The sequence below is a fragment of the Proteiniphilum sp. X52 genome, from assembly GCF_003712195.1.
Taxonomy (GTDB): Bacteria; Bacteroidota; Bacteroidia; order Bacteroidales; family Dysgonomonadaceae; genus Proteiniphilum.
Map to the genome: position 1 here is coordinate 95,096 of NZ_RDSD01000002.1, position 21,981 is coordinate 117,076.

At 46.8% G+C, this 21,981-nt stretch carries 14 protein-coding genes; 13 read left to right on the forward strand and 1 reads right to left on the reverse strand.

Going from position 1 to position 21,981, the window contains the following annotated elements; all coding sequences use genetic code 11:
- Positions 1-103: 103 nt before the first annotated feature.
- The 13 genes from D7D25_RS02720 (at position 104) to D7D25_RS02785 (ending at position 17,877) form a co-directional block, all read left to right on the forward strand.
- Positions 104-1,279, forward strand: coding sequence for a glycoside hydrolase family 88 protein (locus D7D25_RS02720; protein WP_122967431.1), 1,176 nt, complete (start codon positions 104-106; stop codon positions 1,277-1,279).
- 27 nt (positions 1,280-1,306) lie between these two features.
- Complete coding sequence (hepC, locus tag D7D25_RS02725; RefSeq protein ID WP_122967432.1) at positions 1,307-3,361, forward strand: heparin-sulfate lyase HepC; 2,055 nt, start codon at positions 1,307-1,309, stop codon at positions 3,359-3,361.
- Complete coding sequence (locus D7D25_RS02730) at positions 3,348-4,706, forward strand: sulfatase (RefSeq protein WP_122967433.1); 1,359 nt, start codon at positions 3,348-3,350, stop codon at positions 4,704-4,706. The genes hepC and D7D25_RS02730 overlap by 14 nt, the downstream gene beginning before the upstream one ends.
- 27 nt (positions 4,707-4,733) lie before the next feature.
- A complete protein-coding gene (locus D7D25_RS02735) occupies positions 4,734-6,329 on the forward strand; it encodes a sulfatase (protein ID WP_122967434.1) in 1,596 nt (531 codons plus the stop codon).
- A gap of 218 nt (positions 6,330-6,547) precedes the next feature.
- Complete coding sequence (locus D7D25_RS02745; protein WP_122967436.1) at positions 6,548-8,176, forward strand: Tat pathway signal sequence; 1,629 nt, start codon at positions 6,548-6,550, stop codon at positions 8,174-8,176.
- 239 nt (positions 8,177-8,415) lie between these two features.
- Positions 8,416-11,028 carry a DUF4962 domain-containing protein gene (locus D7D25_RS02750; protein WP_122967437.1) on the forward strand — a complete coding sequence of 871 codons (2,613 nt, stop codon included), beginning with the start codon at positions 8,416-8,418 and terminating at the stop codon, positions 11,026-11,028.
- A gap of 228 nt (positions 11,029-11,256) precedes the next feature.
- Complete coding sequence (gene kduI / locus D7D25_RS02755) at positions 11,257-12,099, forward strand: 5-dehydro-4-deoxy-D-glucuronate isomerase (protein ID WP_122967597.1); 843 nt, start codon at positions 11,257-11,259, stop codon at positions 12,097-12,099.
- Between the two features lie 78 nt (positions 12,100-12,177).
- Entirely contained in the window at positions 12,178-12,969 is a 792-nt protein-coding gene (locus D7D25_RS02760) for a gluconate 5-dehydrogenase (RefSeq protein WP_122967438.1), read from the forward strand.
- Between the two features lie 175 nt (positions 12,970-13,144).
- A complete protein-coding gene (locus tag D7D25_RS02765) occupies positions 13,145-14,284 on the forward strand; it encodes a DUF4861 domain-containing protein (RefSeq protein WP_255417154.1) in 1,140 nt (379 codons plus the stop codon).
- 1 nt (position 14,285) lies between these two features.
- Positions 14,286-15,323, forward strand: coding sequence for a sugar kinase (locus D7D25_RS02770; protein WP_122967440.1), 1,038 nt, complete (start codon positions 14,286-14,288; stop codon positions 15,321-15,323).
- A gap of 132 nt (positions 15,324-15,455) precedes the next feature.
- A complete protein-coding gene (locus tag D7D25_RS02775) occupies positions 15,456-16,127 on the forward strand; it encodes a bifunctional 4-hydroxy-2-oxoglutarate aldolase/2-dehydro-3-deoxy-phosphogluconate aldolase (RefSeq protein ID WP_122967441.1) in 672 nt (223 codons plus the stop codon).
- 51 nt (positions 16,128-16,178) lie between these two features.
- Complete coding sequence (locus D7D25_RS02780) at positions 16,179-17,612, forward strand: MFS transporter (protein ID WP_370453824.1); 1,434 nt, start codon at positions 16,179-16,181, stop codon at positions 17,610-17,612.
- A 37-nt stretch (positions 17,613-17,649) separates the two neighbouring features.
- A complete protein-coding gene (locus tag D7D25_RS02785; protein WP_185140204.1) occupies positions 17,650-17,877 on the forward strand; it encodes a hypothetical protein in 228 nt (75 codons plus the stop codon).
- 2 nt (positions 17,878-17,879) lie between these two features.
- On the opposite strand, the gene D7D25_RS02790 is transcribed toward D7D25_RS02785, so the two are convergent.
- Entirely contained in the window at positions 17,880-21,929 is a 4,050-nt protein-coding gene (locus D7D25_RS02790) for a two-component regulator propeller domain-containing protein (RefSeq protein ID WP_255417155.1), read from the reverse strand.
- Positions 21,930-21,981: the final 52 nt, after the last annotated feature.

Sequence of the window (21,981 nt, forward strand, 5' to 3'; positions counted from 1 at the left end):
AACATTCCTTAACCATGGTCACGACCATTTGGTTTTTATTTGCAACAAGAAATTTATTGATAAATTGATAAATATGCACCATAAATTAATTTAATTGTAAAGTATGAGACAAAACCCTTATCCAATTGTTTTTATTGTAAGTTTATTTTTCCTGGGCTCTTGCTCTTCCGCCAAAAAACCATGGTTTCAAAATGCGGTGAATACCGCTTCATCACAATTAACCATGCAAATTGAAGAGATGGGAGACAAAATAGGTTTTCCACGGTCAATAAAAGCGGACACACTGAGACTCGATAATATCTATGACTGGACAAGCGGTTTTTTCCCGGGAAGCCTCTGGTATATCTACGAACTGACAGGAAATGATTTTTTCAAAAATGAGGCTTCCAAATTTACCGGATATCTTCATGACCTCAGATATTATACCGGAACGCATGATTTAGGATTTATGGTCTACTGCAGTTACGGCAATGAACTTCGTCTTACCGGCGGAGATAAGACCATTATTCCCGTAATGGTGCAAACTGCCGATAACCTGATCTCGAGATTCAACGATGCAACACAGACAATACGTTCATGGGATTTCGGTGAATGGCAATATCCGGTTATTATCGACAACATGATGAACCTGGAATTGTTGTTCTGGGCCAGCGAGTACACCAACGACCCCAAATACAAAGATGTCGCTATCAGACATGCCAATACAACGCTGGAACATCATTTCAGGGATGATATGTCATCCTATCACGTGATTGATTATGATACGATAACGGGCAATGCCATCTCGAAAGGGACCTTCCAGGGATATTCCCATGAAAGCCATTGGGCCAGAGGACAAGCATGGGGATTATATGGCTATACGGTTTGCTACCGCCACACCAAAGACGAAAAATACCTGAAAGCCGCTGAGGATATCGCTCGTTTTATCATGGACAATGTGAAGACAGACGACCTTATCCCCTACTGGGATTACGTGGCTCCTGATATTCCGGATGCCCCGAGAGATGCGTCTGCCGCCGCGATAACCTGTTCTGCCCTGTTCGAATTAAGCAAATACTCCACTCAGCATGCAACAGCATATTATAACTACGCGGAGACGATCTTAAAGAATCTATCGAGTGAAAAGTATCTATCGAAAGTAGGAGACAATTTCGGATTTATCCTGATGCACTCTACCGGGCATTTGCCGGCCAATTCCGAAATTGACACACCGATTAATTACGCGGACTATTACTATCTCGAATCACTTAAACGTTACAAGACATATCATTCAAACTGATGATGGTGCCACATAAAAAATAGCAAAATGAGACCAAGGACAATTATTTATATCTTCGTCATATGTAGTGTCTTCTCCTCGAGAGCTCAAAACACTCATAAAGAGTCGAGTGACTCCCATCAATTATCTTTTGAAAATATCCGATTAGAATTTCCCAACATTCAACCGGAGGTTTTCGAGTTGCTCGATCTGGACAGGAAAGGGTTGGAAAATGTGAAAAAGTTTTACGGAGAAGGAAATTACAATGCTGCGGCAAAAGCACTTTTAAATTATTACAAAAGCCGGACATTTGTAAACCACCCCGACGTGGACTTGCAAAATATCAGAATCTCAAAAGAGGAGCAAAAATGGGCAGATGAGAGTCTGACACACCGCTTTTTCGCACACAAGGGATACCAGCCTTCACTCTTTTACGGTGAGGATATTGACTGGACCCATTGGCCTGTGAAAGACAATGAATTGAGATGGCAATTGCACCGCCATAAATGGTGGTCTCCCATGGGGAAAGCCTATCGTGTCTCCAAAGATGAGAAATATGCCAAAGAGTGGGTTTTTCAATATCTCGACTGGATTGAAAAGAATCCTTATATGGAGAAAGAGAATCCGGAGAAGAATAATTTATCCGGGAAAGAAGCCCGAGAAATAGAAAATATGCGATTTGCATGGCGCCCACTCGAGGTGAGCCACCGCTTGCAAGATCAAACCTGGCAGTTTATGTATTTCTTGCCCAGCCCACACTTTACACCCGAATTTCTCACTGTTTTTCTGGCCAATTATCACCGGCATGCGGAACTTATCCTGGAGAATTATTCGGAAAGAGGGAATCATCTGCTTTTTGAAGCGCAACGGGTTATCTATGCCGGCGCTTTCTTTCCCGAATTCAAAGATGCTCAAAAGTGGCGTAAAAGCGGTATTGAAACGTTGAACAATGAAGTGAACGTACAAGTGTTCAACGATGGATTCCAATACGAGTTGGATCTCCATTACCATCTGGCTTCCATCAATATTTTTATCAAAGCGCTCCGGATGGCAGATGTGAATGGGTTCAGAAGTGAATTCCCACAGAGTTATCTGGATACACTCGAAAGAATGATAATGGCTTTGATCGATGTTTCATTTCCTGACTACACAATGCCCTGTTTCAGCGATGCCAAAGCGGTCAACAAGAGACAAATGGTGAACAATTTCAAAGATTGGACAACCCTCTTCCCGGAGAATCCTTATATTCAGTATATGGCTTCGGAAGGAAAAGAGGGACGCAAACCCGATCACCTCTCGAAGATGTATGGCGACGCCGGTTTCTATATCTTGAGGAACGGCTGGAAGGAAGAATCTACCGTAATGGTCGTAAAAGCCGGTCCTCCCGCATTCTGGCATAACCAACCCGATAACGGCACTTTTGAATTATATATCAGGGGACGTAATTTCTTCCCCGATGCCGGAAGTTATGTGTATGGTGGAGACGAAGAAGTGCTGAAAGAACGGAATTGGTTCCGACAGACGCGGGTGCACAACACCCTGACAATCGACGGAAAAAACATGGAAGAGACCAATTCAACATGCTTATTATGGGATATTAGCAATAACAATGTCCAGAAACTGGTAGTGGAGAATCAGGGCTATCCTGATTTAAAGCATCGCCGCACTATCTTTTTTGTGGATAACACCTTTTTCGTCATCGTGGATGATGCCATTGGAACCGCCCGTGGAGATGTGTCGGCACATTACCACATGTCGGAAGGAGAAATGGCGCTCGACCATAAAAACAAACGGTTGACAACCCGCTACCGTGACGGAAATAATATTGTCGTACAGGGATTTAGTCCAGAATCCATTCAAATGGAAGAGGAGGAAAGCTGGGTATCCTATGAATATCGTCAAAAGAACAGGAGAACAGGATTTGCCTATAAAACCCGGAAACAGTCTGATCATACCACTTCGGTTGTGACCGTAATCCACCCTTTCTCTAAAAAAGCACCCGATATCACTGCAAAATACCTGAATGCGGGTAATAATGAAAAGGGTGTTCAAATAGCGTTGACAATCAATAAGCAAAAATACGACCTATATGCAAAATGGTAACAGATACTTGAAAAAGGTGGTGGCTTGCTCATCGATAGCGGTTCTTCCCTTGCAAATAAGTGCACAGAACCAGCCCGACATTATTCTCATCATGACGGACCAGCAAACCGCGGACGCGATGAGCAATAGAGGTAACCTGAACCTGGTTACTCCCGCGATGGATGAACTGGCTGCAGATGGCATTGTTTTCTCAAGAGCCTACTGCTCCTATCCGTTGAGTGGCCCCTCACGCGCAAGTATCATGACCGGAAAAATGCCCAGTGAGATAAATGTACTGGAGAATAATGACCCGCTATCCGAAGAAGAACAAAAAAAGACAATAGGGTTCACCATGCTACAAGCCGGCTATGATTGCTTATATGCCGGAAAGTGGCATGTCCCTGCCGTAGAAATACCCGACAAAAAATTTGGTTTCAAAAAAATAGCGGGGATGTACGATCCAGATATGGCCGCCCACATTGAGGCAGCCCTCTCTGAAAAAAGGGAGAAACCGCTTTTTTTAGTCGCCTCCTACCTCAATCCTCACGAAATCTGTGAATATGCCCGTTCACAAACGCTTCATTATGGCGAAATACCTATTGCGGACGACGCGGTCTTCCCTGAATTGCCTGATAATTTCGACGCTACAGAAGACCTTTCCGAACTACTCACGCTTCATAAAAAAATGTCACCCAAGCTGCACCCTACCGAAAACTACACAGAACAGGATTGGAAAAATTATTTGTATGCTTATTACAGACTGGTCGAACGGGTAGATGCACATATCGGGGAACTCATCAACCTGTTAAAAGAAAAAGACCTATACGACAACTCTGTCATTATCTTTACCAGTGACCACGGCGATGGCGTGGCAGCCCATCAATGGAACCAAAAGCGCGCATTGTTCGAAGAATCGATCCGGGTACCGCTCATCGTTAAACCGGCGAAAGGCGGCAAAGCTACCATAAACCGTGATATCGGCGCTTTGGTGAATATAGGGATTGACCTCTATCCCACGATATGTGATTACGGCAATACACCGATTCCTGAGGAATTAAACGGAATAAGCCTGAAAGGAATCATCGAAGGAACAAAAGAACCACACCGGAGTATCTTCGTGGAAACTCATTTCGATGCTATCAACGGCAGATCGTGGTGTGTAATAAAAGACAATTTCAAGTATGTTTTTTACCGGTTCTTCAAAAACCGTGAACAGCTATTTGACTTATCGACAGACAAAGGCGAAACAACAAACTTAATGCGCGATAGCCGTTATGAAAATGTCTATCGTGAGATGAAAGCAGAATTGTTACATCATGCCCAAAAAGTAAATGATAAGATGTTGATCAAAGACCTGAATTTTTGACAACATCCAAGAAAATAATCATCTCTTATGTCCGTTCCAAACAAAATACTGAATCAATCCGGTATATCCTTACTGGTAGCCGCCACTTCTTTATTCTCCTGTAGCACAAAAAAAGACAAACAGGAAGGCGAAAAACAACCCAATATCATCTTTATCATGACGGATGACCATGCCTCCAATGCGATCTCCTGTTATGGAAGTAATCTCATACAAACTCCCCATATCGACCGTCTGGCAAAAGAGGGAATTAAATTCGAAAACACCTATGCGGTGAATGCCCTGTCAGGGCCCTCCAGAGCGTGTATTCTTACGGGGAAATTCAGTCATGTCAACGGTTTTAAAGATAATCAAAGCGGGGCATTTGACGGCGACCAGCAAACCTTCCCTAAGATACTCCGTGAAAACGGATATCAAACGGCGATGATAGGGAAATGGCATCTGATCACTGAACCCCAAGGATTCGACTACTGGTGTATCCTGAGCGGGCAACATGAACAAGGTGATTATTACACACCCGATTTCATCGAAAACGGCAGGCATATCACCGAAGAAGGCTATGTCACTGACGTGATTACCGACAAGGTTATTAACTTTATCGACAATAGGGAAAATGACAAGCCTTTTATGATCATGTATCACCAAAAAGCGCCTCACAGGAACTGGATGCCTGCTCCGCGCCATTTAGGGGTATTTAACGATACCTCTTTCCCCGAACCTGATAACCTGTTCGACGACTATAGCCACAGGGGCCGGGCGGCAAAAGAACAAGACATGTCGATCGCCCATACGCTTACCCTTGATTGGGATTTAAAACTCCTTACCCGTCAGGAGTTACTCAACGACACCACAAACAGGCTGTATAGCGTGTACAAGCGTATGCCGGAAAAGGTTCAACAAAAGTGGGATTCGGTTTATGCAGGACGAATCGCCGAATACAAAAGCGGCCGGCTGCAAGGGGAAGAATTGGTCAGATGGAAATACCAACAATACATGCGTGATTACCTGGCAACCGTGCTCGCGGTAGATGACAACATAGGCCGGTTATTGGCATATCTGGAGGAAAAAGGAGAGTTGGACAACACCATTGTCTTCTACACTTCCGACCAGGGATTCTTTTTGGGTGAACATGGCTGGTTCGACAAACGCTTTATCTATGAAGAGTCTCAACGTATGCCTTTGGTGATCCGTTATCCGAAATCGATCAAGGCAGGCAGCGTATCCCGGGCACTTTCCATGAACGTGGATTTCGCCCCCACTTTCCTCGATATGGCGGGGATAGATATACCGGAAGACATGCAAGGGGTATCGCTTAAACCGGTATTGGCCAACGCGGGAGAAATTCCTCCCGACTGGAGAGAAGCGGTGTACTACCATTTCTATGAGTATCCGGGGGAACACTCGGTAAAACGCCATTACGGGATACGTACAGCGGATTTCAAATTGATCCATTTCTATAACGATGTCGACGAGTGGGAAATGTACGACCTGAAAAAAGATCCGAAAGAGATGGTCAATATATTCGACAATCCGGAATATAATAAAGAAAGGGGTGAATTGATCCAATTACTGAGAAATATCCAATCAGTCTATAAGGATGAAAGTTTTAAGGATAACAACATTTAAACCGCAAGAAAAAAATGCCAAAAAATCTGTGGTTCATAATCTGTGGAATTTCGGAGACTTAATTCTGGAAAGCAGAAACATTTTGATTATTGAAACGGCAGAAACAAACGGAATAATTTTTAATCCGATACCAGTTTCTGTTTCATCCATATCGCTATCACGCCTGATTCCAATGGAAAAATTGAAGTAAATATGCAAGTGGAATAACTTAAACAATTATGGACAGAAGAAAATTTATCAAGAATACCGGATGGACATTCGTAGGTTTAGCCGCATCAGGTAGCCTTTTGCAAGGTTGCAATGCAGCATCGAAAGAAGCAAGAAAGATACTGCCCGCCCCCCATGGATTGAAATTATACTGGGGAGATATTCATAATCATTGTAATCTTACTTACGGACACGGGGATATGAGGGATGCTTTTGAAGCAGCCAAACAACAACTCGATTTCGTATCGATTACCCCTCACGCGATGTGGGGAGATATTCCCGGCAGGGATGATCCTCGCCTGCAATGGGTAATCGACTACCATACCAAAGCATTTGATGCACTCCGGGAAGGAGGCTGGGAAAGGTATGTGGCAATGACAAACGAGTATAACAAAGAAGATGAGTTCCTCGCATTCCTGGGTTATGAGTGTCATGACATGGCATATGGAGATCACGTTGCATTATTGTATGACTTGGAAGCAACGATGATCGATCCTACCAATGTGGCAGGAATGAAAGCACAACTCAAAGGCGCAAAAGCATTTGTCACGCCTCATCATATGGGATATCAAACCGGCTTCCGCGGCTATAACTGGGATGCATTCGAGGAGGGAACACAAACTCCTTTCGTTGAAATGTATTCCCGGCACGGCCTGGCGGAAAGTGATGAGGGCGACTATAACTACCTCCACGATATGGGACCAAGGCATTGGGAAGGAACCATTTTATATGGATTGCAGCAAGGCCATAAATTCGGTATCATCGGCTCGACCGACCAGCATGCCGGCTACCCGGGTAGTTACGGAGATGGACGCGTTATGGCACTCCCCCCTTCGCTCAAACGCGAATCAATATGGAAAGCTTTGAAAAACAGACATGTAGGATGTGCCACAGGAGATAAGATCAAGATCGATTTCAGAATTAATGACGCTATCATGGGTGAAGCAATCAAGGCAAATAACCGGAGAATCTACCTGCACGTGGAAGGTGAGAACTCCATTGATTACGTGGATATTATAAAAAACGGGAAATGCATTGCCCGCTTGAACGGACCTCTTCTCCCTCAAATTCCGCAGGAAGACACCCTCAGATGTAAGATAAAGGTTGAATTTGGCTGGAACCGAGAAGAAGAATATGTACACTGGAATGGTAAATTATCCATTGATCAGGGAAAAATAAATGGGGTAACTCCCTGCTTCAGAGGCGCCGCATATACCGCACCCCAACCCGGAGAGACAGCGTTCGAAACCAGGGTAAACAGGATTTTAGGCTCTTCTGAGAAAGAGGTTGAGCTGGATATGTACAGCTCCAAGAACCCCAACACCACAACACCGGCAATGCAAGGAGTCGTACTCGATTTGACCATGCCGAAAAGGGGGAAATTAACGGCAGATTTCAATGGAAAGAGATTCACTCACTCCATCGGCGAATTGATGGAGGGTTCCAAAACCCATTTCATGATTGGTTGGCTCAGTGAAGCAATCTCATTCAATAGGGCAATTCCCGAAAACGCCTTCCAAGTGGAGCATTATATGGAAGACAGCGTAGCTGAAAAAGAGGTCGACTATTATTATGTGCGCGTAAGGCAGAAAAATCAACAGTGGGCATGGAGTTCTCCTATTTGGTTAGAAAAAGCTTAAGAGAGCTCTGTTCGGTGCCGGAAAGAATTTCCACCATATTGTTTTCATTACGGCAAGTACAGCTATTGGCGACGCGGCAATAATCGACGGCAAACTCTTCGACGGCTATTCCAATAGCGCGACAGTATCAGGAGGTACCCCATTCATCGCCGACGGATGGGAAATATGGCCGGGAAAGCGGATGCGGCTTCACTTGCTTTTTCATTACTCGATCAAATTACTTATAAACTAAAAAAATCATGCGTTTGTTTCATCTTCTTATTCTGTTCTTACTGGTCGCTTCACCTTTATCTTCACAGGAATGCATTCTCAAAATAAAGAAAGAGACCATGATGCATGAGGTGAGGGCGACACCTTCTCCATTGCCGGGTGAGCATGTTCAATTAAATCCACCTCGATTTAGGTGGCCGGACAAACACCCTCATTGGGGTCCAGCCTTAGATGGAGTAGAGAACACCGAATTGAAGCCGGAGGTAACTTACCGGATAAGAATCTCAAAAGACGCGGCATTTCAATCGAATGTGATAACGGGAGAAAGAAACTGGGCGTTCTTTAACCCGGTCGAGCCATTGGAGGAAGGCAAATGGTATTGGCAGCATGCTTTTGTGGATGGAGATGGAGCCGAGGAATGGTCTCCGGTTCTTGTTTTTTACGTAGATAAAAGCAGTCCGGCATTCAATCCGCCGTCATTCGAAAAGATTTTACAGAGATTACCCTCACACCATCCCCGCATTTTATTGGATAAAGAGGAGTGGGATAATATTATCGAGCGGAACAAAAACAATCCGGAGACGCAATCATATTTCGAGACAGCCGACAAATGTCTGAAAAAACCTTTGAAGTCTCTGGATAAAGAGATCGATACGGCCCAACTGGCCAATTTATCCAATGAAGTTCAGTACAAGGCTGTACTGATCAGAGAAAGTCGAAAAATAGTCGACCGCGAGGAAAAAAATATGGAATCTTTGATCCGCGCATTCCTGCTAACCAAGGACCACAAATATTATGCGGAAAGCATGAAGAGATTGTCGGAAGTAATTGGGTGGCAACATAGCCAATATTTCGCGGGCGATTTCAATTTATCTACTATCCTGTCGTTATGTACCTCTGCTTATGATGCTTTTTATAATATTCTCACCCTCCACGAAAAAAACTTATTATTGAACGAAATAAAAACTTTAGGAGGCATCTTCTTTCATGAATATGTAAATCATCTCGAAAACAGAATCGCCGACAACCACGTCTGGCAAATGACCTTCCGGATACTGACAATGGCTGCTTTTGCCACCGTTGGAGAGTTACCCGAAGCCACACAATGGGCCGATTATTGTTATAATTTGTGGGTATCACGTTTTCCGGGTCTTAATAACGACGGCGGCTGGCATAATGGCGATTCCTATTTCCATGTCAATATTCGCACCCTTATCGAAGTCCCTGCTTTTTATACAAGAGTTACAGGTTTCGATTTTTTCAGTGATCCATGGTATAATAAAAATGCCGACTATGTTGTTTATAACCAACCTCCATTTTCCAAATCGGCGGGACAAGGGAACGCGCACGAAAACGTGAAGACACCCAGTGGAGCACGAGTGGGATATGCCGATGCCTTGGCCAGAGAGTGCCGGAACCCCTGGGTAGCAGCCTATGTGAACCAGATTAAAAAGAGTGCACCTGGCATTCTTACAAGCGCCTTCGAATCGAAGCCGGCAGATCTCACATGGTATCGATGCACCACTACAAAAGAATTTCCTGCTGACAACAGGACGCTGACAGAAATCCCCCTTAACAAAGTTTTCCCGGCTACGGGACTGGCAATTATGCATACTTCAATTGCCATGCCGGAGGCAAATGCAATGCTTTCTTTTCGTTCCAGTCCTTATGGGAGCACGTCTCATGCTTTGGCAAATCAAAATAGCTTTAATACTTTTTACGGTGGTAAGCCTATATTCTACAGTAGCGGGCATAGAACAGGATTCTCCGATCCGCACAGCATGTACTCATACAGGAATACCCGTGCCCATAACACCATTCTGGTGGATGGAATGGGACAAAAGATTGGGACGGAGGGCTATGGATGGATACCCAGATATTACGAGGGAAATGCAATCTCCTATGTGGCTGGCGACGCTTCCAATGCCTATGGAGAAGTGACTTCCGCTTTATGGCTCAAGAGAGCCGGACTTTCCGAAATTGAATTTACCCCCCAGAACGGATGGGATAAAAACAGACTGACTTTTTTTAGAAGACACATTATACAGTTGGGGAAGTCGGGGGTATATGTCATATTTGACGAACTGGAGGCGATGGAGCCTGTGAACTGGAGCTTTCTACTCCACACCGTAGAAAAACCCATGCAGGTTAACCACTCCAAAGAATATGTAACGGTTACGGGAACCAACAAATCGGGAGGAAAATCAGTCGCCCATATTTTTTGTTCTCAAAGGATGAAAACATCTGTAACCGATAAGTTTTTCCAAGAGCCCGAGAACTGGAAAAATGTGACCGACAAATCGGGTAAAACAGTGAAATACCCTGACCATTGGCATTTTACGGCTGAGACTCCCAAAAGTGAAAAAGCCGGTTTTTTGGCAATTATTGATACACACGGTCCGGAAAGAGAAGATTTCAACATGATAGTGGATGCCAATAATATAAAAATAGCAGGATGGAACATAGAATGTAATCTCACAAATACTGGCGGAAGTTTCATATCAATCAAGAATGATAAAACGGGTGAGTCTCTTTTCTATGATAGAAACAGTAATAGAGGAGTTACCGATATAGTTGATACGGTAAAAGGACAAAAAATAAAGGTGAGTTTATGTGACGTTATTCCGGACCTTGAGATTTGAACTGATATGGAAGTGGTGTAATCTCCGAATAAGCTATTTCTCCTGTATCAAATGAAATAATAACGACAAACAATATGCCTGTTTTAAAACAGAAATGCAATAAACTCTAAAAAATTAATGTTTTATTTTGAATACGTCAAAACATATCGTAATTTTGTGCGGGTACACAGCCTGCATGGAATAGAGAGTTGCAGAGATTGAATGGGAAATAATCAGAAAAACAAATATATGAAGACAAATTATCAATTACGTTATGCGGCGCATCCGGAAGACGCGAAATCTTATGACACGCGACGTTTGCGAAGAGATTTTCTCATGGAAAAAGTATTTGCCGCGGATGAAGTGAATATGGTTTATTCGATGTACGACCGCATGATCGTGGGTGGAGCGATGCCGGTAAACGAACCGCTACACCTGGAAGCGATAGACCCGTTGAAGCAACCCATGTTCCTGTGCCGTCGCGAGCTGGGCATATTTAATGTGGGGGGTAAGGGAAAAGTAAAAGTAAGTGAGACCGTGTTTGAGCTTGACTACAAAGAGGCGCTTTACCTCGGTGCGGGAGAACGTGAAGTCTTTTTTGAGAGCGACGACGCGGCCAAACCGGCGAAATTCTACTTTAACTCGGCGACAGCCCATCGCAACTATCCCGATAAAAAAGTGACCAAAGCCCAAGCCGTGGTAGCTGAGATGGGGTCTTTAGAGTCCTCCAATCACAGAAACATCAACAAAATGATCGTCAACCAAGTACTGCCCACCTGCCAGTTGCAGATGGGAATGACCGAACTGGCTCCGGGAAGCGTATGGAATACCATGCCGGCGCATGTCCACTCCCGCCGGATGGAGGCCTACTTCTATTTTGAAGTGCCCGAAGACCAGGCGGTGTGCCATTTTATGGGTGAACCCGACGAGACACGTCATATCTGGATGCATAATGACCAGGCGGTCCTCTCTCCCGAATGGTCGATCCATTCCGGCGCGGCCACCACCAACTATACCTTCATCTGGGGTATGGCGGGCGAGAATCTCGATTACGGCGATCAGGACTTTTCAAAAATAACAGATTTAAGATAAAATTGAAACTCAAGCGCCAAGACACAAGACAATTTTAATCATCCACTTGCGTGAAATGCTCATCTCGAAATAACAATTATGGTTAATTTTTCATTAGAAGGGAAAATCGCTCTTGTCACAGGAGCGTCCTATGGCATAGGGTTTGCCATGGCATCCGCCTTTGCGGAAGCGGGAGCGAAAATCGTATTCAACGATATCCATCAGGATTTGGTGGACAAGGGCCTTGCGGCTTATAAGGAGAAGGGAATAGATGCTCACGGTTATGTATGTGACGTGACAAATGAAGAAGCGGTGAACCAATTCATTGCCCGGGTAACCGAAGAGGTAGGGATAATAGATATCCTGGTAAACAACGCCGGCATCATCAAGCGTATACCGATGCACGAGATGAGTGCCGCCGAATTCCGCCAGGTGATCGATATCGACCTGAACGGTCCGTTTATCGTTTCAAAAGCGGTTATTCCGCACATGATCAAAAAAGGGCATGGAAAGATCATCAATGTCTGCTCGATGATGAGCGAACTGGGACGTGAAACCGTTTCCGCCTACGCGGCCGCAAAAGGTGGTTTGAAGATGCTGACGAAAAATATCTGCTCGGAATACGGTGAACACAATATCCAGTGTAACGGTATCGGGCCGGGGTACATCGCCACACCGCAGACCGCTCCCTTGAGGGAAAGACAAGCCGACGGATCACGCCATCCGTTCGATTCATTTATCATAGCCAAGACACCGGCAGCCCGGTGGGGAACTCCCGAAGACCTGGCAGGACCGGCCGTATTCCTTGCGTCGGACGCCTCCAACTTCGTTAACGGGCATATCCTGTATGTGGACGGCGGTATTCTGGCGTATATCGGGAAGCAGCCATAGTTTAGGTGAAAAAAGTGGAACGGTGGAAAGAGGTGGAAAAGTGGTAAGGAGGAAAAGACCGGAGAGTGTGAAAAAGTCTGGAAATCCCCAATCCCAAATGAGGTATTCCCACTTTTTCACTTTTTCACTATTCACTTTAGCGCAATTCAATTTAGCATAATTAATTCAAACAGGTATGCAAATAAGATCTCTCACGTTACTTCTGGTAACCGCAATCTTTATCGGATGTGCCCCCTCAAAAAAGGAGATGTCCGTGGAGGTGAGCAACCCAAGCTCTATAGACAGGGAAAACGAGATGGTGGAAATCGATTGGAAATCTGTACAGCAAAAGCTATCGCTTTCTGCGGGACAGACCATTATTGTAACTGATAATCACGGGGTACAACTCCCCTATCAGCTTGTGACGAATGGAACCGGAACAGAAGAAACCCTCATCTTCCCGGTCTCTTTACAAGCCGGGCAAACAGCCTCTTTCCTGATTGCAACAGGCGAACCCGAAGCATTTACACCTCTTGTGTACGGACGTCTGGTACCTGAACGGAAAGACGATTTCACCTGGGAAAACAACCGGAGTGCCTTCAGGGTTTATGGCCCGGCTTTGAAAGCTACCGGCGAGATCAGCAACGGCATGGACTTCTGGGCCAAGAAAACCGAATCGCTGATCATCGACAAGTGGTATAAAGACGACCTGGCAGGTGTGGCTTCTTATCATGAAGATCATGGCGAGGGGTTGGATTGTTACAAGGTGGGAAGAACCCTCGGCCTGGGAATGACTGCTCCCGTTGATAACGACACATTATGTTTGGGAGATAATTTTGTTACGGCGGAAATCCTCGATAACGGCCCGCTTCGCATCACCTTCAAACTCACTTACGATCCTTATAACGCCGGTGGCAAAACAGTAAGCGAAACGCGTGTCATCTCCCTGGATGCATACACTCTCTTTAATAAAGTGACCAATATCTTCGAGGTGGATGCCGATCCTCTGACCGTAGCAACGGGTATCGTGATGGAAAAAGGCAAGCCGGAAATCACCTACGGCGACAAATCCGGCATCATTGCCTATGAAACCCCGACGGATGGGGTCAACGGCACTATTTATACCGCGGCTATCCATCCCGAGGGATTTAAGGAAATCAAGGTTGCGGACGGACATTACTTGGGACTAAACAACTACCGGCCCGGCAGCTCGTATAGCTATTACACGGGTGGAGGCTGGAGCAAAGCCGGTTTCGACAGCTTTGAAGATTGGATCCGGTTTGTAAAAAAGGAAAAAGAAAAAATAGATCAACCCCTCATCATTCTGACTAACTAAAATGCAAAAAGTGGTAACTTTCGGCGAGATCATGTTGCGTCTCGCCACCCCCGATTATAAAAGATTTATCCAGTCGGACCACCTCACCGCCACCTTTGGCGGGGGTGAAGCCAACGTGGCCGTTTCACTGGCCAATTACGGCATTCCCGTGGAATTTGTCACCCGCCTGCCCGAGAACGACATCGCCGGGTGGTGTGTCGCCGAACTCAGGAAAATGAATGTCGGTACAGGACATATCCTGCGTGGCGGTGAACGTGTGGGAATCTATTTCCTCGAGACCGGAGCCGTGGCCCGTCCCTCGAAAGTGGTATACGACCGCGCCCATTCATCCATCGCGGAAGTGGGAAAGGGGATGTTCGACTGGAAAGAGATACTGAAGGATGCCTCATGGTTCCACTGGACGGGAATCACCCCCGCCCTCTCGCAGGGAGCGGCCGACGCCTGCCTTGAAGCGATCCGGACGGCGAATGAACTGGGTGTAACCGTTTCATGCGACCTCAACTACCGGAAGAATCTCTGGAAATATGGCAAAAAGGCGCCGGAAATCATGCCCGGACTGGTGGAAGGATGTGACATCATTCTCGGCAATGAAGAGGATGCGGAGAAAGTATTCGGCATCAAACCGGAAGGCTTTCAGGTGGAACATACCGCGGGAGAGGTAGATGCGGCCGAATTCGAATCGGTCTGCAAACAACTTATGCGGAAATTCCCGCGCGCAAAAAAGGTCATCATCACCCTGCGCGGATCCATCAACGCGAACCACAACACATGGGGCGGATGCCTCTATTCCGACAAACTCTATCAATCCGCAAGATATGACATCACCCATATCGTGGACAGAGTGGGCGGGGGCGACTCCTTTATGGGGGGATTGATCTACGGCATGCTGACATATGCCGGGGACGACCAGAAGGCACTCGATTTCGCCGTTGCCGCCTCCTGCCTGAAGCACACCATCTACGGAGATTTCAACCTGGTCAGTGTGGCGGAAGTGGAAACACTGATGAGGGGCGACGGATCGGGAAGAGTAGTGAGATGATCGGTGAATAGGTTGATTTACCGGTACGATGAGTAATGACCCCATCCGCACTACTTGTCGCGATCTATCGGGATTGGCGTATCAATAAATTAGCACATTCATTTTGATTCTTGGTTTAAATAAATTAAACAAATGGCAAAATTTAGCAGACTGCAAGTCTATCAAACAATGGCAGATACGGGTATCGTGCCGGTATTCTACCATGCCGATGCCGAAATGGCGAAAAAGGTGTTGAAGGCGTGTTACGAAGGAGGTGTCAGGGTATTCGAATTCACCAACAGGGGTGATTTTGCCCATGAGGTGTTCACCCATCTGGTCAAATGGGCAGATAAGGAATGTCCTGAAATGATATTGGGTATCGGTTCCATAGTGGATGCCCCTACCGCCGCGCTCTATATCCAGTCGGGAGCCAACTTCATTGTAGGCCCCCTGCTGAATCCCGACATATTCAAAATATGCAACCGCAGGCTGATAGCCTATTCACCCGGCTGTGCCACGACCTCCGAGGTCGGATTGGCGCAGGAGTTGGGTGCGGAAATCGTGAAAATATTCCCCGGCGGGAATGTGGGTGGCCCTTCATTTGTGAAGAACATCAAGGGCCCGATGCCATGGTCGAAGATCATGGTCACGGGCGGCGTGGAACCTACGGAGGAAAATCTGTCGGCATGGTTCCGTGCCGGGGTGACCTGCGTTGGGATGGGTTCAAATCTTTTCCCGAAAGAGGTACTGAAAAAGGGGGAGTGGCATAAAATCACCGAGCTTTGCGCGGAAAGCCTGTCGATTGTCAGGAAATATTCTAAATAAATAATCATTGTAAAAATCATGAGTAAACAACAAGAAGGAGGAATGGTAAAAATGACCAATTTCCGATGGACAGTGGTCGCGATGTTATTTTTCGCAACAACCATCAACTATTTGGACAGGCAGGTATTGTCGCTCACGTGGGATGAATTTATCAAACCGGAGTTTCACTGGAACGAGTCACACTATGGGACAATCACCTCATTCTTTTCCATTTTTTATGCCATCAGCATGCTCTTTGCGGGACGTTTTGTTGAATGGATGGGAACTAAAAAAGGGTTTCTCTGGGCCATCGGTGTGTGGAGTTTCGGCGCGTGTTTGCATGCAGCGTGCGGTATTGTAACCGAGGCTTACGTCGGTTTGGGAAGTGCGGCTGAGCTGGCCGCGGCAACAGGGGATGTGGCAGTTGTGATTGCCACTGTCAGTATGTGGTGCTTTTTGGTGGCGCGCGGTGTGCTTGCACTCGGTGAGGCGGGTAACTTCCCGGCGGCCATCAAGGCGACGGCTGAGTTTTTTCCCAAGAAAGACCGAGCCTATGCCACTTCCATTTTCAACTCCGGGGCATCCATCGGCGCGTTGTTCGCTCCTTTGACTATTCCCCCTTTGGCTAAAATATTCGGCTGGGAGATGGCGTTCATCATTATTGGGGCCTTAGGTTTTCTCTGGATGGGATTGTGGGTCTTCTTCTACGATAAACCGGCGGAAAGCAAAAGGGTTAACCGGCTCGAATTGGAGTATATTGAACAGGATAAGCATGAACTGACCGAAACCGGGCAGAAGCCAAGCGTGAAAAAAGTATCATTGAAAAAATGTTTTTCTTACAGACAAACCTGGGCATTTGTCGCCGGAAAGTTCATGACCGACGGAGTATGGTGGTTCTTCCTGTTCTGGACTCCCTCTTATCTGAATACACAATTTGGGATCAGGACTTCTGAAGGATTGGGCATGGCGTTGATCTTTACGCTTTATCTGATTGTTACCGTATTATCCATCTACGGCGGAAAACTACCCACGATCTTCATTAACAGAAGCGGTCAGAATCCGTATTCCGCGAGAATGAAGGCGATGTTGATCTTTGCATTTTTCCCATTATTGGTGTTGCTGGCACAGCCCTTGGGTGTGGAATTTGCCCATCTCGGCAAAAATGCCGCTTGGATTCCCGTCCTTTTGATATCGATCGGGTGTGCGGCACACCAGGCATGGAGTGCCAATCTTTTTTCAACTATCGGCGACATGTTGCCGCAGGGCGCCATCGCAACCGTAACAGGCATTGGCGGAATGGCCGGTGGGGTAGGCTCGATGATTCTGCAGAAAAGCGCCGGTAATTTATTTCATTTTGCGGGTGAAACCAATATGACCTTTATGGGATTTGAAGGAAAACCCGCCGGTTATTTCATTATCTTCTGTATTTGTGCCTTTGCCTACCTGATCGGATGGACAATCATGAAATCACTTGTTCCCAGATATCAACCGATTACTGATAGGTAATTTCATGCGGTAATTATTATATGAAGAGGACACCCATATGATCCCACAGATGAAGATGAACGGTGAGGCTATCTATTCTTCCTGGCCGTGGCGAAACGCCAATAAATCCGGGAACGAACAGATTGCTCTCACCCAAAGGGAAGATAACCTGTATCTTATCCTCAAGGAATGGCAACAGTCACCAATCATTATGCCGGGATTGGAACAGGCCGCAAAAGTACCGAATGAAATCACCAATCAGCATCTGCTGAAAAACAAGGCCTGACCTCACAAATTATACTTGCTCGGCGATATCCCGAACTGTTTCTTAAAGCTTGCGGAGAAATGCGACAGGGTAGCGAATCCGGTCATATCGGCAATTTCCGACATGTTGTGCCGGCCTTCCTTTATGAGTTCGGCTGCACGGTTTAATTTATAAATACGGAAGAAAACTGCCGGATTTTCCCCCGTGAGACCTTTGAGCTTATAATAGAATTTGGAACGCGAAATCCTCATCCGCTCGGTCAGGCGCGTAATGTCCAGTTCCGCATTCGACAATTCGGTTTCCATCAGATGGTAAAGCTCCGTCATAAAGGCGTTGTCTTGGGGGGAAAGAATGTTTTTATCGATTTTTTCGGTTTTTGTACTTCCCGATAGCAGCAACTGCACTTTTTCCCGATTGCGCAATTGCGATTTTATGAGAGCCAGCAGATAAACCGGTTCAAAAGGTTTGGTAACGTAGGCGTCGGCGCCCGTATCGAGACCCTCCACCTGTTCTTCTACCGTTCCTTTGGCGGTTACCAGAATAACCGGGATATGACAAAGTTGCAGGCTGTTTTTTATGTCGCGGCAAAGCGAATAACCGTCTTTTCCGGGCATCACCACATCAGACAACACCACATCGGGCGCTTCCTCCAACATCTGCCGGAATGCGCTGTCGGCTTCAAAATGACAGATAACGTTGTAATGAGGCGAAAGTAAAACCCGAAGGTAATGGGCTACTTCCGAATCATCCTCAACCACCAATACGGTTTTCTGATGCGGGGTTTTCTCCGTTTCCCCGATGGGGGCGAAAGAATCGCCGACCATTAACGGATAATTCTCATCTTTAACCGTTTTTTCGCAAGCTCGTTCATTGTCGGCATAACTCGCTTCGTCCACGGGAAGAAGCAGGGTGAAAACAGCCCCGCGCGTATCTGTCCTGTTTTCGGCTTTCAGGTAGCCGTGGTGCAGCTCGGCCAAGCTACGCGCATAGTATAACCCGATGCCGGTGCCATAATTATAGACGCCCCCGCTATCGGTTGCTTGGTAGAAGCGCTTGAATATCTCCTCTTGTTTTCCTTCCGGAATTCCCTTTCCGGTATCGGAGACGGTTAGCTTTGCGAATCGGGTTGCCCGGTCATCGGAACGCAGGCATACGTGCATGCCGGCATCCCGCCGGGTGACCAGGTCGAAATCAATCGTAATGGTGCCGCCCGATGGAGTATATTTCACAGCGTTGGAAAGCAGGTTCCCCGCGATTTTGTCCACCTTGTCTTCATCCATCCACATCACCAAACTCTCCTCTAAGCCTTGCATGCGGAAATCCACCCCCTTGCTCCGCGCATTGACGCGGAATACTTCCGCGATGCGGCACAACACCTCTATTATGTTGCCTTGCTTGACGGAAAGAAGAAGCGTGTCGTTCTCCAATTTGTGGAAATCCATCATCTGGTTAACCAACTGCAACATACGCGCAACGCTGCGCTGAACGATAGCGAGCAGGGCTTTTTCGGTTTTAGGAATATCCGGACTTTGACTCAATTGGGACACCGGACCTGCTATCATCGTGAGCGGAGTGCGAAACTCGTGCGATACATTGGCAAAGAAACGCATATTCATTCGGTTAATCCGTTGCTCCTGTTCCCGCTCCCGCTCAGCCTGCCGCGACAGCAGTTTTTCCTGACGGATGCGCCACCATCCGCGCATCAAGGCAACAACCAGCGCGCCCGCCGCAAGGATGTAGACGCACCACGCCCACCAGGTATCCCACGGTTTGGGCTCCACAATTACCTTAATCGACTCTTGTGCTTCCGCAATACTGTGGTCGCTGTTTGTGATCCGCACGGAGAAAGTGTAAGTACCTGCCGGCAAATTGGCATAATACGCCTCGCGGTTGTTGTGGGCATCTACCCAATAATTGTCGAACCCTTCCAACTTGTAATAATAATTTACCCGCTTGAACTCGCTGTAATCCAATGCCGCAAAAGATATGCTGAAACCGTTTTGGTAATGCCTCAACCGGATATCGGGCTTGTATGAAAGATGCTTGTTGATGGCGGCATCCGCATCTTGAGGGCGAATTAATTTGTTGTGGATTTTCAGGTTTTTGAATATCAGCGGTATTTTTCGGTTTTCGGGCACGTCTATGGGGTCGAAAAAGGTCAGCCCGTGTGTTCCTCCAAATACCAACGTGCCGTTAGACAAATGGCAAGACGCGCGTTCGCTGAACTGATTCCCGCCAATGCCCGCCGATGCGAAGTAATTGGTGAAACGTCCGGCATCGCGCTCGTAACGCCCCAATCCGTAAGCCGTGCCCACCCACAGGTTTCCCAGCGCATCTTCCTCAATGGACACAATATCTGTGCAAGGCGCGCCCGGCACCGGTTTCAGATGTCCGGTTAAGGGCTGATAATGAAGGAGTCCGTTGGTGGTTGTCCCTATCCATACTTCGCCCCGGCTGTCTTCGCAAGCTACGTTGGTAATAAGCACAGAGCGGGGAATGCATTGTTTCCACTCGGTTTCGTCCAAGGGCAGCATCTCCACTTGGCGGGTATGCGGGTCTATCGTTACGGGGCGATGGTAAAAAGGCGACGCCATAATTTTTCCGCTCCGCAACGTGAGAAACCCCGACACGAAATTGAAGAAGCGGGGAAACACCTGCAAAGGCTCGAAATCCGCATCGCCTTTTTTGAGCGAATAAACATACTCCGATGTGGCGCTCAACCAAATCGTCCCTTCCTCGTCTTGTGTGAACACGCTCGGCCCTTCCACGTCATAGGTTGCCAATAGCTTTAATTTTCCGCCGACCAGCCGGCTGCATGCAACCCGGTTAGACGATTTGGAGGCTAACCAAATACGGCCTTCGTTATCCACAAACATTGAGGTTATTTCCGTTTCTTCATCCCTGCCCGAATCATTTTCGGGCAATAGAACAGAGGTGTCCACGCGAAGGATTTTCTTCTCGTCGAGATTATACACGTACAGCCCTTCCACCACCGTTGATATCCAAAGGTTGCGTTCGTTGTCCTCGGCGAGCGCCAATACGGGATTGTTCCTGAAAAACCCGCTCAAAAAGTTGTCGTTGTTGAATCGTTCCCGATAACTGTACTGCACGGAAAAACCCTGCGCGTCGGTTCCCAGCCAGAGATTGCGCTGCGAATCCACAAACAGGCTATTGACTCTGTTTTTCACCTCCGCGAAGGGGAATCCGCTCTCATTCTGATGCAGCAGCGTTTGCTCATTCCTGTGGAAGACAAACAGCCCGTAGTTGTCTGTCGCGAGAAGCAGCGTGTTTGGGTTGAGGGCGTATATCTTCTGTATGGTGGATTGGCGAATCAGCGGATGCTCGGTTATGCAGCGAGGGGGATGCAGGTAACGGCCGGTGCGGGTATCGAAAAGGACTATCTCGCCATCGCCGCCCATCCATAATTCGTGGTTTTTCCAAAGGCACGATGTTTGCACCCGGAAGTCGGTTGCGACCGAATCTTTTAGTTCAAAAGTGGTGGAATTGTAGCGCATGAGGGCATCTTCCCTCACTGCCCACAAGTCGTTGGCCGCATCCACAAACAATTTCATGGAGAAATGAACCGAACCGTATTCGATAAACTCATCAAAACAATCGGTTTGGGGATTGTAGACAGCCAATGCATTGTAAAAATTAAGCAAGATGCGTCCGTCGCGTGTTTCGAGTATCTGCTGTCCGTTTTGGTTCATGAAATGAATGGGGACACGGTGGAAATTGTCTTTTTCCGTGTAGCGGCAAATTCCGTTAACAGTAGCTATCCATAAGCGGTTCTTCGAGTCCCGGAAGATGTCTGTGATGATATTGTCGGGCAAATCGAGCGAGTCGTCCGTGCAAAAGTACTGATGGTATTCATTGCCGTCATACTTGTTCAGGCCGCGGAAAGTGCCTATCCAGATATGTCCCTGTTCGTCTTCGGCAAAGGCGGTGATTTTCTGGTTCGAAATATCGTTTGCGATAACGGGGCTTTTCCGCGCGTCCGGTTCGTGAAAAGTTTCCTTACCGGTGCAGGCAATCAGAATGACCATCAGTAGGGGAAGGAAGAAATTTCTCATATGATGATAAAGTTGTTAAAATCATATAATAAGTAGTTCAACAGATTAGTTT